This window comes from Sphingomonas ginsenosidimutans, assembly GCF_002374835.1.
Taxonomy (GTDB): Bacteria; Pseudomonadota; Alphaproteobacteria; order Sphingomonadales; family Sphingomonadaceae; genus Sphingomonas; species Sphingomonas ginsenosidimutans.
In genome coordinates this window covers 124,359-139,077 of the sequence record NZ_NWVD01000001.1, presented here as the reverse complement: position 1 = coordinate 139,077, position 14,719 = coordinate 124,359, and the positions used below count along the sequence as shown (strand labels likewise).

15 protein-coding genes are annotated in these 14,719 nt (G+C 70.4%); 13 read left to right on the top strand and 2 right to left on the bottom strand.

Going from position 1 to position 14,719, the window contains the following annotated elements; translation table 11 throughout:
• Positions 1-19 precede the first annotated feature (19 nt).
• The gene (locus COA17_RS00585) at positions 20-904 is read left to right on the top strand and encodes a 2-dehydro-3-deoxygalactonokinase (RefSeq protein WP_096609489.1); all 885 of its coding nucleotides are present in this window, start codon (positions 20-22) and stop codon (positions 902-904) included.
• Positions 901-1,536, top strand: a complete 636-nt coding sequence (locus tag COA17_RS00580; RefSeq protein WP_096609487.1) for a 2-dehydro-3-deoxy-6-phosphogalactonate aldolase — start codon at positions 901-903, stop codon at positions 1,534-1,536. The genes COA17_RS00585 and COA17_RS00580 overlap by 4 nt, the downstream gene beginning before the upstream one ends.
• 68 nt (positions 1,537-1,604) lie before the next feature.
• Here the strand turns inward: COA17_RS00580 and COA17_RS00575 are convergent, their stop codons facing one another.
• Both COA17_RS00575 and COA17_RS00570 read right to left on the bottom strand, forming a co-directional pair.
• Positions 1,605-3,824, bottom strand: coding sequence for a xanthine dehydrogenase family protein molybdopterin-binding subunit (locus COA17_RS00575; RefSeq protein WP_096609485.1), 2,220 nt, complete (start codon positions 3,822-3,824; stop codon positions 1,605-1,607).
• Positions 3,821-4,285, bottom strand: a complete 465-nt coding sequence (locus COA17_RS00570) for a (2Fe-2S)-binding protein (RefSeq protein WP_096610665.1) — start codon at positions 4,283-4,285, stop codon at positions 3,821-3,823. Before COA17_RS00570 ends, COA17_RS00575 begins: the two co-directional genes overlap by 4 nt.
• Positions 4,286-4,458: 173 nt before the next feature.
• Between COA17_RS00570 and COA17_RS00565 the strand changes: the two genes are divergently transcribed.
• From COA17_RS00565 to COA17_RS00515, 11 genes are all read left to right on the top strand, one after another.
• Positions 4,459-5,118: a TetR/AcrR family transcriptional regulator gene (locus COA17_RS00565; RefSeq protein WP_066491971.1), complete on the top strand. Its 660-nt coding sequence runs from the start codon at positions 4,459-4,461 to the stop codon at positions 5,116-5,118.
• Positions 5,119-5,212: 94 nt separating this feature from the next.
• On the top strand, positions 5,213-6,451 hold the full coding sequence (locus COA17_RS00560; protein ID WP_176484742.1) for an MFS transporter: 1,239 nt from the start codon (positions 5,213-5,215) through the stop codon (positions 6,449-6,451).
• A gap of 5 nt (positions 6,452-6,456) precedes the next feature.
• The gene (locus COA17_RS00555) at positions 6,457-7,617 is read left to right on the top strand and encodes an amine dehydrogenase large subunit (RefSeq protein WP_096610663.1); all 1,161 of its coding nucleotides are present in this window, start codon (positions 6,457-6,459) and stop codon (positions 7,615-7,617) included.
• Between the two features lie 2 nt (positions 7,618-7,619).
• Positions 7,620-8,159, top strand: a complete 540-nt coding sequence (locus tag COA17_RS00550) for a MauE/DoxX family redox-associated membrane protein (RefSeq protein WP_096609483.1) — start codon at positions 7,620-7,622, stop codon at positions 8,157-8,159.
• 6 nt (positions 8,160-8,165) lie between these two features.
• Positions 8,166-8,768, top strand: a complete 603-nt coding sequence (locus COA17_RS00545; RefSeq protein WP_096609481.1) for a thioredoxin domain-containing protein — start codon at positions 8,166-8,168, stop codon at positions 8,766-8,768.
• A 26-nt stretch (positions 8,769-8,794) separates the two neighbouring features.
• Positions 8,795-9,340 (top strand): methylamine dehydrogenase light chain, encoded by a 546-nt coding sequence (locus COA17_RS00540; protein WP_066486211.1) that lies wholly within the window; start codon positions 8,795-8,797, stop codon positions 9,338-9,340.
• Between the two features lie 4 nt (positions 9,341-9,344).
• Positions 9,345-9,878: a cytochrome c family protein gene (locus COA17_RS00535; RefSeq protein ID WP_245857321.1), complete on the top strand. Its 534-nt coding sequence runs from the start codon at positions 9,345-9,347 to the stop codon at positions 9,876-9,878.
• A gap of 119 nt (positions 9,879-9,997) precedes the next feature.
• Positions 9,998-11,788 carry a quinohemoprotein amine dehydrogenase subunit alpha gene (gene peaA, locus COA17_RS00530; protein WP_245857319.1) on the top strand — a complete coding sequence of 597 codons (1,791 nt, stop codon included), beginning with the start codon at positions 9,998-10,000 and terminating at the stop codon, positions 11,786-11,788.
• Entirely contained in the window at positions 11,785-13,242 is a 1,458-nt protein-coding gene (gene peaB / locus COA17_RS00525) for a quinohemoprotein amine dehydrogenase maturation protein (RefSeq protein ID WP_096609479.1), read from the top strand. Before peaA ends, peaB begins: the two co-directional genes overlap by 4 nt.
• Positions 13,239-13,568 (top strand): quinohemoprotein amine dehydrogenase subunit gamma, encoded by a 330-nt coding sequence (gene qhpC / locus COA17_RS00520; protein ID WP_066491558.1) that lies wholly within the window; start codon positions 13,239-13,241, stop codon positions 13,566-13,568. Before peaB ends, qhpC begins: the two co-directional genes overlap by 4 nt.
• Positions 13,569-13,617: 49 nt before the next feature.
• Complete coding sequence (locus COA17_RS00515) at positions 13,618-14,718, top strand: YncE family protein (protein WP_245857318.1); 1,101 nt, start codon at positions 13,618-13,620, stop codon at positions 14,716-14,718.
• The last annotated feature ends 1 nt before the right edge of the window (position 14,719 follow it).

The following is a 14,719-nucleotide window of genomic DNA, read 5'->3' as shown; positions in this document are numbered from 1 at the left end:
AAATAACCAAGGCAAGGCGATGAACGGCGAAGTGATCGCGGTGGATTGGGGTACGACCAACCGGCGCGCCTATCGACTGGCGGCGGACGGGGGGGTGCTGGCCACGGTGTGCGACGATCGCGGCATCCTGTCGCTGGCCCCGGCGGACTATCCTGCGGCGGTCGCGGCGCTTCGTGCACGGCTGGGCGAAGCGCCGCTGCTGATCGCGGGCATGGCCGGGTCGACGCGCGGCTGGCGCGAGATACCTTATGTCGACGCCCCCGCCGATCTCGCCGCGCTGGCCGGGGGCGTGATCCATGTCGCGCGCGATGTCGCGATCGTGCCGGGCGTCGCGCTGCGCGGTTCGCGGCACGACGTGATGCGCGGGGAGGAGGTGCAGGCACTGGGTGCGATCACCGCGGGCCTCGCGCCCCGCGACGCGCTGTTCTGCCAGCCGGGCACGCACGACAAATGGATCACGGTGGCCGACGCCCGCATCCATCGCTTCGCCACCGCGATGACCGGGGAGCTGTTCGCGCTGCTGCGCACGCACGGCATCCTGTCCGGGATGCTCGACGCACCCGTCGTGGATGGCGCGGCGTTCCGTGACGGCGTGGCGCGCGGTGCGGGCGCCACCGATCTGCTCGACGCGATGTTCGAAGTGCGCGCGCGCGTCCTGCTCGGCACGCTCGCGCCCGGCGATGCGGCATCGTTCGCCAGCGGGGTCCTGATCGGCGCGGACGTGGGCGCGCGCGGCGATCTGGCCGGGGGAACGGTCCACCTGCTCGCCACCGGCGCGCTCGCCGCGCTCTATACCGCCGCCATCGCGCTGCGTGGTGGCCGTGTCGTCGCGATCGACAGCGCGGCCGCGTTCACCGCCGGCATCCACGCGCTGCACGCCCTGCTTCCCGGAGAAACCGCATGACCGATACCGACGCCGCGTTCGACCGCGCCTTTGCCGCCTGCCCGCTGGTGGCGATCCTGCGCGGGCTGACCCCGGCGGAGGCGGCCGCGGTCGGCGATGCACTGGTCGACGCGGGACTGACCCTGATCGAGGTGCCATTGAATTCGCCCGATCCGTTCGACAGCATCGCGCTGCTCGCCCGGCGGCTGGGCGACCGCGCGATGATCGGCGCCGGAACGGTCCTCGACCCCGGCGACGTGGCGCGGGTACGCGATGCGGGCGGCACGCTGATCGTGTCACCCAACACCGATACCGCGGTGATCCGCGCGACCCGCACCGCGGGGCTGGTGTCGCTGCCCGGATATTTCACCCCCAGCGAAGGGTTCGCCGCGCTCGCGGCCGGTGCCAGCGCGCTGAAGCTGTTCCCCGCCGACGGCACCACCCCCACCTTCCTCAAGGCGCAGCGCGCGGTCCTGCCTCGCAGCGCGCGCGTGCTGGCGGTCGGCGGGGTCACGCCGGACAATATCGCGACATGGCGCGCGGCCGGTGCCGACGGTTTCGGGCTGGGATCGAACCTGTATCGCCCCGGCGCATCGGCGCAGGAGGTCGCGGACGCCGCCGCCCGCTACATCGCCGCGGTCGCCACGGGGTGACCGCGCACCCCGGCCGGATCGGGGCTACGTCAGGTCTCCCAGCGAAGGCGTTCCGATGTCGCCGCGCGCTACGCCAGCCGGAGCGGCAGGCTGCGCAGCCGCCGGCCGGCCGCGTCGAATACCGCATTGGCGATCGCCGGGATGACCGGCGGCAGCGCCGGTTCGCCCAGCCCGGTCGGCGCGGCATCGGACGGGACGAACGTCACGTCGACCGCGCGCGGCGCGGCATCGATGCGCAGCAGCGGGAAGTCGCCGAAATTCTCCTGCGCCACCGCGCCTGCGACGACGTCGATCTTCTGCCCCGCCAGCGCCTGCGCGATCCCGTCGATCACCGATCCCTGCACCTGATGCACCGCGTTCAGCGGGTTGATGACATGGCTGCCGACGTCGCCGGCCACCCATACCTTGTCGACCCGGATCGTCGTCTTGTCGACGACGGTGATGTCGACGACCTCCGCGAAATAGCCCGCATGGCTGAAATAGAAGCCGAACCCGCGGCCCTTCCCCGTCTTCGCCCCGCCCGGCGTCGCGCGCCCCCCCGGCCAGCCGGCGCGGGTGCACACCGCGTCGATGACGCGGCGCGCGCGGCCGGTGTCGAACGCCGCGCCGCGCTCCGGCGGGGGCAAGGTGCGCGGCTCGCCCAGCGTGCGGCGCAGCAGCTCGGGCAGGTCGCATCCCGCCGCCAGCGCCACCTCGTCCAGGAACCCCTGGAACGTGAACGCCATCGCATTGCTGGTCGGCGCCCGCAACCAGCCGGTCGGCATGGTGGTGGGCATGTAGGTCGCGCCGTAATGGACCGCGGGCACCAGCTGCGCCGGGAATTCGAACGGCGACATTTCCGCAGCGATCGCCGGCTCGCCGTCATGGCCGAAACTGACGAAATGGTCGGTGATCGCGGCGATCGCGCCCTTCGCGTCCAGCCCCGCGGTCAGCCGGTGCCATCCCGCCGGACGATAGCAATCGTGCCGGATATCATCGGTGCGGTCGTACAGCAGCTTCACCGGGCGCCCCGGCACCGCCTTCGCGATCAGCGCGGCCTGCACCATATAGTCGTTCATCAGCCGCCGGCCGAACCCGCCGCCGATCCGCGGCATGTGGATCGTGATCGCCTCCGGCGCGATGCCCAGCGCCTTGGCGGTCGCCTTGCGCCCCGCCGCCGGCGCCTGGCTGGGCGCCCACAGCTCCAGCTTGCCGTCCGCGAACAGCGCGGTGCAATTCTGCGGCTCCAGCGTGGCATGCGCCAGGAACGGATAGTCGTAGCGCGCGGTCACCACGCGGTGCGCGCCCTTCAGCGCGGCGGCAGCGTCCCCGATGCGGGCCAGGTCATGGCGCGGCTCGCCGTCCAGCAGCGTCGCGGCGGTGCGTTCGTAGCTGGCGGTGGCATGGTCGCCGCCCGCCGCCGGCGGCGCCCAGGCGATCGCCAGTTTCTGCCGCGCCTGCGCCGCGGTCCACCAGCTGTCGGCCACCACCGCGACCGCATCGTCGGCGCCGTTCGCGGCCGCCAGCCCGCTGTTCAGCCGTACCACCGCGACGACGCCGGGGATCGCGCGCACCGCGGCATCGTCCAGCGCCGTGATCGTGCCGCCGAACACCGGGCTGATCGCGATCGCGGCATGCACCATGTTCGGCAGGTCGGTGTCGATCCCGAACAAGGGCTTGCCGGCGACGATCGCCGGCGTATCGACGCCGGGCTGCGCGGTGCCGATGATGCGGAAATCGCGCGCCGCCTTCAGCGGGACGGTGGCCAGGTCGGGGGCGGGCAGCCCCGCGGCGCGCACCGCGAACGCGGCATAGGGCGCACGCCGCCCGCTCGCTGCGGCCACCACATGCCCGCGCTCGGTCGTCAGCGTGGCGGCCTCCACGCCCCATTCGGCGGCGGCGGCGTTGAGGATCATCTGCCGCGCGGCGGCCCCGACGCGGCGCATCGGCAGCCAGTTGACCGGCGTGGCGCGGCTGCCCCCCGCGACCTGCGGGCCGTAGACCGCATCGTCCGCCAGCGTCTGCGCGATCCGCACCTGCGCCCAGTCGGCGTCCAGCTCCTCGGCGATCAGCATCGGCAGCATCGTGCGGATGCCCTGCCCGATCTCCGGGTTCTTCGCCCCGATGGTGATCGCATTGTCGGGCGCGATCCGCACGAAGGCGTTGAGGACGCCGGGCGCCCCCTGCCCCGCGCCCTGCTCTGCCCCCTGCGCCGACAGCGGCACGCAGGCGTCGAACGCCAGCGCCGTTCCCCCCAGCAGCGACACCGTCAGGAACCCGCGCCGGTCCAGATGCACCCGCGTGCTCATGCCGCCGCCCCGGCCGCGGCCTTCGCGATGGCCGCGCGGATGCGCAGATAGGTGGCGCAGCGGCAGATGTTGCCGCTCATCGCGCCGTCGATCTGCTCGGGCGTCGGCGCCGGGATCTGCGTCAGCAGCGCGGTGGCGGACATGATCTGCCCGGCCTGGCAATAACCGCATTGCGGCACGTCCAGCGCCGCCCACGCCTCGCTCACCCGCCGTCCGACCGGGGTGGTGGCGACATGTTCGATCGTCGTCACCGCCTTGCCGGCGATCGAGGCGACCGGCGTCTGGCACGCGCGGATCGCGTCGCCGTCCATCATCACCGTGCACGCCCCGCACAGCCCCGCGCCGCACCCGAACTTGGTGCCCGGCAGCTTCATATCCTCGCGCAGCGCCCACAGCAGCGGCTTGTCGGGATCGACGTCGATCGTTCGCGGCATACCGTTGACCGTGATCGTCACCGACATCGGGACCCCCTGTTCCGGCATCGCGGACACGCCCCCCGGCCCCCGCCGATCGCTGCGATGCAAAAGAAATGCTGGACGTACTTCAAGATTTCGTCAAGCCGCGGATACTTGTGGTGCCGCGCGGCGGGGTCTAGGGAGGTCCGCCGTGCTCCGCACGTGTTTGAGTTTCCGGTATGAATTCCACGACGACGACGGCACGCCCCGGCATCTACGCCCGCGGCACCGAAACGGTGGACACGATCCTGCGCGCCGCGCTGGACCTGCTGATCGACGAAGGCGCTACCGCCTTCACGATTCGTCGCATCGCCGCGCGCTGCGACATGAAGGTCGGCAACGTCAGCTATCATTTCCCGCGCAAGGAAATGCTGGTCCAGGTGATGCTGGATGAGCTGATCGACAGCTATTCGCGGCTGCTGGACCAGACGGTGCGCATCCCCGCCGTCCCCGCGGAGGAGCAATTGCGGTTGCTGATCGTCCTGTGCCTGGACGATATCCGGGGCAAGCGCACGACGCGGCTGTTCTCCGAATTGTGGGCGCTGGCCAACCACAGCGATTTCGTCGCCGACCGGGTGCGCATCTTCTACCAGCGCGTGCACGATTACATCGGCGAATATGTCGCGCTGCTCAATCCCGCGCTGTCCCCGGACGAGGTGCACACCGTCGCGCTGTTCATCAGCGCCTCGATGGAGGGGACCACGCCGTTCGCTGGCTATGAGAAGCCCTGGGCGCACAAGATGCCCGCGCTCACCGCGCTGGCGGCAAAGTCGCTGGTGGAGCTTGCCAAGACGGTCACGTCGCGCGACATTGCCGGCCTGCCCGCGCGGCTCGACTGACGGCGGCGCGGCGGAACGACACATGGTGGGGCGTTGCGGGGGATGATCTGAACGGCGTGCGTCGCAAGGCGCGCATCGCTGTTGGGGTCCGCCGATGAACCACGCCACGTCCCGCGCGCCGCTGGGCGCGATCGCCGCCGCCGCGCTCGCCTGCCTGCAACCGGGGATCGACCCGGTGTTCCTGACCATCCTGTCGCAGGCCGGCGGGGTCGCCCCCGACGCGCACGGCTGGGTCGTCGGCACGACGCAGGGCGGGATGGCGGCGGGCGCGCTGCTGGTCTGGCGGTGCGGGGTCAAACTGCCTCCCCACACCGCCACCTACGCGGCGCTGGCGGCGACCGGGCTGGCGCTGCTGACCGCCGGGCTGGATGCGGACCTGCCGGTCTTGCTGCTGACGCGCGCGCTGTTCGGCGCCGCCACCGGCATCGTCTATACCGATGCGATGAGCGGCGCGGCGGCGCATCGCCCGACCACCGCCTATGCCGCCGTGTTCCTGACGCAGTTGCTGCTGTCCGCGCTGCTCGCGCTGGTCCTGCCGCCGGTCGCCGACGCCGCCGGGCCGCGCGTCGCGCTCGCGCTGCTGGCGATCGCCCCCGCGGCCGCCGCGATCCTGACGATGTCGGCGCGCGATGCGGATCGCCCGGCGGCGGGCGCGACGCCGCTCGCCGATCCCGCCGCCGCCGACGACGCCGCGCGCCATCGCCCGTCCGCCGCCTGGGCGCTGGCGCTGGCGACCGTCGCGTTCATCGCCGCGACGATGATGATCTGGAGCTCGGCGGCCGCGCTCGCGCTCGCCAGCGGGATCGACCGGGATACGATCGGCGTGGCGGTGTCGGCGGGGTCGGTCATCGGCGCCGCCACCGCGCTGGCGGTGCTGCGCGACCGCCGCATCCTGCCGCTGCCGCTCACCGGCGTGCTGGCCAGCGCCGGGCTGCTGGCACCGCTGGTGCTCACCCCGCCCGGGCGGGCGGGACCGTTCGTGGCGGGCATCCTGCTGCTCAATATCGGATCGACCGCGATCATCATCCGCTGCTCGGGCGCGGCCAGCGCCGCCGGGGACGGCGCCTTGTTCCGCCGCTTCGTCGCCTGCACCCATCCGCTGGGGATGATCGCCGGCCCGCTGCTCGGCGCCGCGCTGGGCGGGGCGGCCGGACCGGCCGGGCTGGCGGCCGGCGCGGTCGCCTCGCTGGCGCTCGGGTGCGCCGCGCTGGTGGTGGCGGCGCGCCATGCGGCGGTGTTTTCGCAGCTGCAAAAAATATCGCCCGCCCCGCTTGACGAAAACTGGACGGATGTACAGACTTTGCCGCGATCGACGGGGGGACGGGCAAGATGATGACGATGCTTCGGGCGACGGCGGCCAGCGCGATCGCCGCCACCGCTTTGCTGGCCGGCGCCACGGCGGCACCGGCCCAATCCGCTCCGGAGCTTCAGCCGGAAACGTCGGATACGATGCGGGCCGATCCGCCCAACCCCAACTGGTTCTATGTCGAGGGCGGGTGGGACACGCCGGGCACCAGCATCTTCGACGGGAAGACCGGCAAGATGAAGGGGCTGGTCGATACCGCCCGGCTGACCGATTTCGCGATCGATCCCGCCGGCCGCTATTATTACGTCGCCGAATCGCTGTGGAGCCGCCGCGATCGCGGCACGCGCCAGGACATGGTCACTGTCTACGACACGCGCGACATGAAGCGTCAGGCGGAGATCGCGATTCCCGGCCGCATCCTGATCGGCGCACGAAAGAACAATTTCGTCATCAGCAACGACGGCCGCTGGGCGTTCGTGTACAATCTCGATCCGGCCTCCTCGGTCAACATCGTCGATCTGGCGGCGCGAAAGTTCCACGCCAACGTCGAACTGCCCGGCTGCGCCAGCATGATGCCCAATCCGGGCATCGGCTTTTCCGCGCTATGCTCCGACGGGTCGCTGGCGACCGTCAACGTCACCGGGAAGAAGCCGGCGATCACCCGCACCGCCCCGTTCTTCCAGGCGACCGACGATCCGATCTTCGACAATTACGCCTATGACCTGGCGAAGAAGCAGGCGGTGTTCCTGACCTATACCGGGCTCGTCTACACCGCCTCCATCGCCGCCCAGCCGGTCGTGACGCAGCCCTTCTCGATCCAGGCGGCGGCGGGCCTGCGGCCCGGCGACACCAAACCGCTCGACATCAACTGGATGCCCGGCGGGCGCCAGCCGATGGCGCTCCACCGGCCGTCCGGGCACCTGTTCGTGCTGATGCACATGGGCGAGATGTGGACGCACAAGGAATCGGGGACCGAGATCTGGGACGTCGATCTCGCCGCGAAGAAGGTGGTGCGCCGCCTGCCGCTCAAGGAGCCGATGAACAACATCGCGGTGACGCAGACGGCGACGCCGCTGCTGTTCGTCGACGGCGAAGGGCGCAAGGGCTGGATCATCGATCCCGTCACGGGCGAGAAGAAGCACGAGATCGAGAACGCCGGCGGCGGCGTCATCACCGTCGTCGATCCGTCCTGACCATGGCGGGCGCCGACGGTCTTGCCATTGCCGGCCTGGCCGCCTCGATCGGGGTCGGGCTGATCTTCGCGGCGGCGGGGATCGGCAAGCTGCGCCACGCCGCGCTGATGGACGGCGTGGTGGCCAATTACCGGCTGCTGCCCCCCGCGCTGGTCGTGCCGGTCGCGCGCATCCTGCCCTATGCCGAACTCGCGATCGCCGCCGGGCTGCTGTCGGGCATCCGCCCGTGGCCGCAATGGGTCGCCGCCGCGCTGCTCGCGCTGTTCGGCGCGGCGATGGCGGTCAATATCCGACGCGGACGCACGCATATCGATTGCGGCTGCGGGCTGTCGGCGCTGCGCCAGCCACTCGATCGCCGGCTGGTGGCGCGCAACCTGGTGCTGGCCGCCGCGCTGCTGCCGGCCGCGCTGGCCGGGCGGGTCGATGGCGCGGCGGGCGTGGTGGTCGCGGGCGCGGGCGGCGCGGCGCTGTTCCTGTTCTATCTGGTGTTCAACGCGATCGGCGCGCTGTCGCGCCGGCCGGCGACCGCCCTGGGGAGGTAATCGACGATGATGACGGCATTGGTGGTGTCCCAGATCCTCTCCTGGCTGCTGATCCTGGCGATGGGGTTCGCGCTGCTCGCGCTCGCGCGGCAGGTCGGCGTGCTGCACCTGCGCGTCGCGCCCGCGGGGGCGCTGACCACCGCCGGGGGGATCGGCACCGGCGATCGGGCCGCCGCGATCGAGGCGTCGCTGCTGGACGGGGGCAGGACCGTCGTCGGCGGCGCGGCGCCCGCCGCGGGGCTGCGACTGCTGATGTTCGTGTCGGCGCAATGCCCGCTGTGCAAGGCGATGATCCCGACCGCCAAATCGTTCGCGCGCCACGAACGGGTGGCGCTGACCTTCGTCGGTGACGACGATCCGGCGACGCAGCGCGCGCTGATCGCGCAGCAGGGGATCGACGCCTATCCGTTCGTCAACGGGCCGGAGGTCGGGCAGGCGTTCGGCGTGTCGAAGCTGCCGTTCGCGGTGCTGCTCGATGCCGACGGCGTCGTCCTGTCGAAGGGGCTGGTGAACAGCCGCGAGCATCTCGAAAGCCTGGTCGTCGCGCACGAAATGGGGATCGCCTCGGTCCAGGATTACATCGCCACGCTGAAGGTCGAGGCGGCCTGAACGGCGCCAAACGGGGGATTGGGCACATGAAGCTTTTCGATGCGGACGCCATCGGGGAAACGATCCTGCGCAGGCTGGCCGGGCGCACGTCGCGCCGCGGCATCCTGTCGCGCGCCGGGCTGGCGCTGGTCGCCGCGCCAGTGTTCCCGCTGCTGCCGGTCAGCCGCGCACAGGCGTCAAAGCCCGATCGCTCGGCGGAGGCCAGGACCGCCTTTGCCCGCAACGCGCAGGCGAAGGACGATACCAAGTGCGATTACTGGCGCTATTGCGCGATCGACGGCGCGCTGTGCACCTGCTGCGGCGGCGGCATCCACAGCTGTCCCCCGGGCGCGGAGCCGTCGCCGGTGTCGTGGGTGGGCACCTGCATCAACCCGGATGACGGCAAGGCGTATCTGATCGCCTATCGCGACTGTTGCGGAAAGCCGTCGTGCGGCCAGTGCGGGTGCGACAACACCGATCGCGAAACGCAGCTCTACACGCCGCAGCTCAACAACGACGTCATCTGGTGCTTCGGCACGTCCAGCATGGAATATCACTGTTCCACCGCGGTGCTGGTCGGCGCGGCGGGCTAGGGCGATGCGCGGCGGCGGGGGCGCAGCGGGGCGGCGGCTGGTCGCGGTGGCGGTGGGGGCCGCCATCGTCAGTGCCGCGGCCGCCGCGACCGCGCCGCACACTCGCGCGCTGCCCGCGGCGATCACCGATCCCGTGCTGGCGCGCTCCGACTATATCGAACATTGCGGCGGGTGCCACGGCGTCGACGGCCGCTCCGCCCCCGCGCAGGTGCCCGAGTTGCGCGACCGCGTCGGCTATTTCATGTGCACGCCGGAAGCGCGCGCCTATCTGGTCCGCCTGCCCAACGTCGCGCACAGCCGCATCACCGACAATCAGGAACTGGCCGATCTGGTCAATTTCGTCGTCTTCGGACTGGGCGGCGCCAGCGCGCCCGTCGATGCGCAACCCTTTTCGGCCGCGGAAGTGGCCCGCGAACGCCGGCTCGCGCTGTCCGGCCCCTCGCTGAAGGCGGAACGCGCGCGCCTCGTCGCCGCCGCGATCCGTCGCTGCGGCGCACCGGCGTCGCTGAAGCGATTCTACGGTTCCGCGCGCGGGTGACACGCGCGCATTTCGCAGCCGCACAATACGCTTGACGAATATTGGACGGTCGTACAGTCTTTGTCCGGAGGCGAACGGGGCGCCTCGGATCCGCTGACGTCTAGGGGGACGGAACGCGCATGACGATTCCATCGAATCCGGTTGTTGCCGACCGCACCGCGCCGCGTCGCTGGGGCCAGCGGCTCATCCTGCTGGGGCTGGGCGCGACGATGGTCGCGGTGGCGCACGCCAATGTCCGCGATGCCGCCGCCCCTTCCCCGCCCGACACCGCACAGGGCGAGACCGAGGAGGGCATCCCCGTCACCGACGCGCTGACACGCGAGAAGTGCGGCACCTGCCACGCGCCCGATGCGAAGGGCAATCTGTCGCGCATCTCCTGGGTGCGCACCACGCCGGAGGGCTGGGCGCAGGCGATCAAGCGGATGGTGCGCCTCAACGGGCTGCAGGTGACGCCCGGCGAATCGCGCGCGATCGTGCGCTATCTCGCCAATTTCCACGGGCTGGCGCCGGAGGAGGCGCGCCCGGTCATGTACCTGCCCGAACATCGCATTGTCGACGAAGCCGCCATCCCCAACGACAATGTGCGCCAGGCATGCGCGGCGTGCCACGCCTTCGCCCAGCCGCTGTCGTGGCGCCGGTCGAAGACCGAGTGGAAGCTGCTGCAGGACATGCACGTCGCGATGTATTCGCAGGCGGAGGCGCAATATCGCCGCCTGCCCGATCCCGCGCCCGGCGCCGCCCCGCCCGCCCCCGGCACCACGCCGGTGACGAACGGGCAGGTCGCGCTGGAATATATGCAGAAGACCGCACCGCTCCACACGCTGGAATGGGGCAGCTGGCGCCCGCGCATCCGCGCGCCCTATCTGGCCGGCACCTGGCTGGTGTCCGCGCATCTGCCCGGGCGCGGCGATTACGTCGGCGAGCTGACGATCCGCCCGGGCATGGAGGCGGGGACGTTCGTCACCGCCACCGCGCTGCGCTCGCTCGCCACCGGGCAGGCGCTGACCCGGCAGGGCACCGGCCTGGTCTATGGCGGCTATGCGTGGCGCGGCCGATCGGCCGGTCCCGCCGCCGCCGCCGCGGTCGACGATCCCGCGCACGCGACGCGCGACACGATGTGGTTCGCCCCCGACCAGAAAAGCGCCGAGGGCCGCTGGTTCTGGGGCGAATATCACGAATTCGGCTTCGACGTGAAGCTGACCCGCGCGGGCACCGCCCCGGCGATCGCCGCGGTCACGCCGGCCGCGCTGCGCGCCGGCACCAGCGCGGCGCGCGTCCACCTCTACGGCGCGAACCTGCCCGCCGATCTCGCCCCCGCCGACGTCAGCCTGGGCGATGGCGTTACGGTGCGCGCGGTCGAAAGCGCCGGCCCCGGCGATGCGGTGGTGCTGGCCGATGTCGCCGCCGACGCGGTGTCGGGGCGCCGCGACGTCGCGGTGCGCGGCGCCACGCTGGCGCAGGCGCTGCCGGTCTATCGCCAGATCGACTATCTGAAGGTCGTCCCCGACACCGGGCTGGCGCGGCTGGGCGGGGAGAAACATCCCAAGGGCTATGGCCAGTTCGAGGCGTTCGGCTACGAAAACGGGCCGGACGGCAAGCCGAACACCGCCGACGACGTCAAGGTCGGCCCGGTCGACGTCGACTGGCGGATCGACGAATTCCTGGCGGTGCAGAATGACGACGACAAGGCGTTCGTCGGCACGCTCGGCCCGGGCGCGCTGTTCACCCCCGCCGCCGACGGCCCCAACCCGGCACGCCGCTTCGGCCGCAACAATTACGGCGACGTCTGGGTCGTCGCCACCGCGAAGACCGAGAAGGACCGCTTCGGCCAGCCGCTGACCGCGCGCGCCTATCTGGTGGTGGCGGTGCCGTCCTACCAACGCTGGGATCAACCGGAGGTCGCGCAATGACCGTGATGCTGTCGCACCGCTATCGCGCCGGCGAATATCGCTCCTTCGCCGCCGCCGACGCGCGTTTCATCTATGTCGTCGGCGCCGGATCGATCTTCCAGCTGGATGCCGCCGCCGCGCAGGTGCTGGATCTGCTGGAGGACGGCGCCGCCGACCATGGTGATCTGGTCCGCGCGCTCGGCGATCGCGGCATGCCCGCCGCCGATGCGTACGAGCTGGTCCGCGAACTGCGCTTCGCCGGGGTTATCCTCAGCGACCAGGCGGCCTATGCCCCCGCCCCCGCGCCCGATCATCCGCCCGCCGATTTTCCGTTGCAGGCACTGGTCCTCAACATCACCAACCAGTGCAACCTGGCCTGCACCTATTGCTACGAATTCGGCGCGGACAAGATCGCGACGCCGCAGGGCAAGAAGAAATACATGTCGATCGACACCGCACGGGAATCGGTCGACCTGCTGATCGCGCAGTCGGCGGGGCGCAAGGGGGTGCACATCACCTTCTTCGGCGGCGAAACGCTGATGAACTTCCCGCTGCTCAAGGACGTGGTCGCCTATGCCACCGATCGCGCGCGCCAGGCGGGCAAGACCGTGGGGTTCAGCCTGACCACCAATGCGACGCTGCTGACGCCCGCGATCATCCAGTTCCTGTCCGACAACGAAATCGGCGTCACCGTCAGCATGGACGGCCCGCCCGATCTTCAGGACAGGCACCGCGTCTACAAGAGCGGCAAGGGCAGTTACGCCGTGGTCGAGCCGCGGCTGCGCGCGCTGATCGCGGGGCACCGCACCCGCGCGATCACCGCGCGCGTCACGCTGACCGACGGGGTCACCGACGTGCTGCGCATCTATCGCCACCTGAAGGACGATCTGGGCTTTCACGAGGTCGGCTTCGCGCCCGTCACCAGCGGCGATGCGCGCAGCTATTCGCTCGCCGCCGGGGAAATGGACGGCGTGCTCGCGCAATTCCACCTTCTCGCCGACGAATGGCTGGAACATGCCATCGCCGGGCGCTCGCACGGCTTCTCGAACGTCAGCGAAACGATCAGCGAGCTGATCCAGGGCGTCCACAAATCACATCCGTGCGGTGCCGGGCTGGGGCTGCTCGGGGTCAGCCCGTCAGGCGACCTGTCGCCCTGCCACCGCTTCACCGATGCCGACACCCACACGATGGGCCATGTGTCGAGCGGGATCGACCGCGACCGGCAGCGCGATTTCCTGGCGCGCGGGCATGTCGATGCGAAATACGAATGCCAGAGCTGCTGGGCGCGGCCGTTGTGCGCGGGCGGGTGCCATCACGAAGCGTTCGTGCGCTACGGCGATACCGGCCACGCGAACCTCCATTATTGCGACTGGATCCGCGAATGGACCGACCGCTGCCTGCGCATCTACGGCGAACTGGCGGTGAAGAACCCGGCCTTCCTCGAACGCTTCGCTCAACGAAAGGCGCTGTCATGAAGCATCTTCGTCCGCTCAACAAAAAGGCCGCGCGGATCGACGAAGCCGCATCGCTGCTGGAAGAGGACGTGGTCGCCCTGCAGCAGCAACCGCGCCCGCACGTCCCGATGGGCTGTTCGCTCGCCTTCTCGCCCGGTTGGGAAGTCGATGCCGGCGGCGGCACCGCGGGGCTGTGCCAGCCGGTCGAACGCGACATCTACGATTGCTACGTCACCTGTTTCTGGCCGGTGCAGGTGCCCGATCACGTCAATTACTCGCCCGACTGGGCCAGCAATTGCGCGGTCGCGACCAAGGACTGGCGCAACCTCGACCTCGTCTTCCCGTGATCGCGTGATCGCCGCGCCGCTTGTCCTCCCGTTCAGGATGCACCGCCCGATGACCATGGTTCGCACCGCCGCGGCGCTCTGCGCCTCCCTCGCCGCCCTCCTGTTGCCCGCGGCATCGTCCGCCGGCACGCTCTACATGGGCGGCTATCCCAATGTCCTGCTGCTGTTCGACGAAGCCACCGGGCAGGTCACGCGCCGCATCCCGCTCGCCACCGGGCTGCCGACCGGGCTGCACGAATCGGCGGATCGCAAGCGCATCTACGTCTCCACGATCACCACCGGCGGGATCGAGACCTATGACGTGGCGACCGGGCGCATCACCGACAGCTTCAGCCTGAACACGCCGACGACGAGATACCGCTTCTACGGCGGGGTCACCGATGCGGCGGGCCGCTATTTCTACACCGTCGCCGAACGCATCGACAAGGATGTCGACCGCTATCGCATCGGCAAGCCGCAATATACCGTCGTCGATCTGAAACTGCACAAGGTCGTGCGCGCGGTCGACATGGCGGCGGAGGACGATACGCCCGGCGTGCCCTATCGCGCCGCCTATGCGATCTCTCCCGACGCGCGCTTCCTGTACGTGTTCCGCGACAAGGTGATCGTCGTCGCGACCGCCGATCTCAAGGCGGTGGAGCGGTTCGACCTGGCCAAGTCCGATCTGGGCGGGTTCGAAAACGTCATGTTCTTTGGCGGGGTGGGGGCGCTGCGTTCGCCGACGCAGTTCGTGTCGCTGTTCAACGCCGCCGACCCTTACGTCCACAACAAGGTGTTCGGGGTGGCGCGCTTCGACCTGACGTCGCGCCGCTTCACCTTCGCGCCGATCGGCCCGGCCTCGGCGCTGCTCGCCGGGCTGGAGGTCACGCCCGACGGCAAGCACGGCTATACCGTCGCGACGACGGGGACGCTCGGCAACAAAAGGTGCGAATTCTGGCACTTCGACCTGACCACCGACAAGCTGGTGGAAACGGCGGAATTCCCGTGCCGCTCGCGCTTCCAGCTGGGCATGTCGGGCGACGGGACGAAGCTGTACATCTACGGCGCCAGCTTCGATATCGAAGTCTATGACACAAAGACGCTGAAGCTGGAGAAGACCTGGGACATCGGCAACGACGCGACGATGGCCGGGATGGTCGTCTCGCAATAAC

Bases quoted from the DNA above. Each gene is read 5' to 3' on its own strand.
- COA17_RS00585 (WP_096609489.1), top strand. From the start codon at position 20: ATGAACGGCGAAGTGATCGCGGTGGATTGGGGTACGACCAACCGGCGC.
- COA17_RS00580 (WP_096609487.1), top strand. From the start codon at position 901: ATGACCGATACCGACGCCGCGTTCGACCGCGCCTTTGCCGCCTGCCCG.
- COA17_RS00575 (WP_096609485.1), bottom strand. From the start codon at position 3,824: ATGAGCACGCGGGTGCATCTGGACCGGCGCGGGTTCCTGACGGTGTCG.
- COA17_RS00570 (WP_096610665.1), bottom strand. From the start codon at position 4,285: ATGTCGGTGACGATCACGGTCAACGGTATGCCGCGAACGATCGACGTC.
- COA17_RS00565 (WP_066491971.1), top strand. From the start codon at position 4,459: ATGAATTCCACGACGACGACGGCACGCCCCGGCATCTACGCCCGCGGC.
- COA17_RS00560 (WP_176484742.1), top strand. From the start codon at position 5,213: ATGAACCACGCCACGTCCCGCGCGCCGCTGGGCGCGATCGCCGCCGCC.
- COA17_RS00555 (WP_096610663.1), top strand. From the start codon at position 6,457: ATGCTTCGGGCGACGGCGGCCAGCGCGATCGCCGCCACCGCTTTGCTG.
- COA17_RS00550 (WP_096609483.1), top strand. From the start codon at position 7,620: ATGGCGGGCGCCGACGGTCTTGCCATTGCCGGCCTGGCCGCCTCGATC.
- COA17_RS00545 (WP_096609481.1), top strand. From the start codon at position 8,166: ATGATGACGGCATTGGTGGTGTCCCAGATCCTCTCCTGGCTGCTGATC.
- COA17_RS00540 (WP_066486211.1), top strand. From the start codon at position 8,795: ATGAAGCTTTTCGATGCGGACGCCATCGGGGAAACGATCCTGCGCAGG.
- COA17_RS00535 (WP_245857321.1), top strand. From the start codon at position 9,345: ATGCGCGGCGGCGGGGGCGCAGCGGGGCGGCGGCTGGTCGCGGTGGCG.
- peaA (WP_245857319.1), top strand. From the start codon at position 9,998: ATGACGATTCCATCGAATCCGGTTGTTGCCGACCGCACCGCGCCGCGT.
- peaB (WP_096609479.1), top strand. From the start codon at position 11,785: ATGACCGTGATGCTGTCGCACCGCTATCGCGCCGGCGAATATCGCTCC.
- qhpC (WP_066491558.1), top strand. From the start codon at position 13,239: ATGAAGCATCTTCGTCCGCTCAACAAAAAGGCCGCGCGGATCGACGAA.
- COA17_RS00515 (WP_245857318.1), top strand. From the start codon at position 13,618: ATGACCATGGTTCGCACCGCCGCGGCGCTCTGCGCCTCCCTCGCCGCC.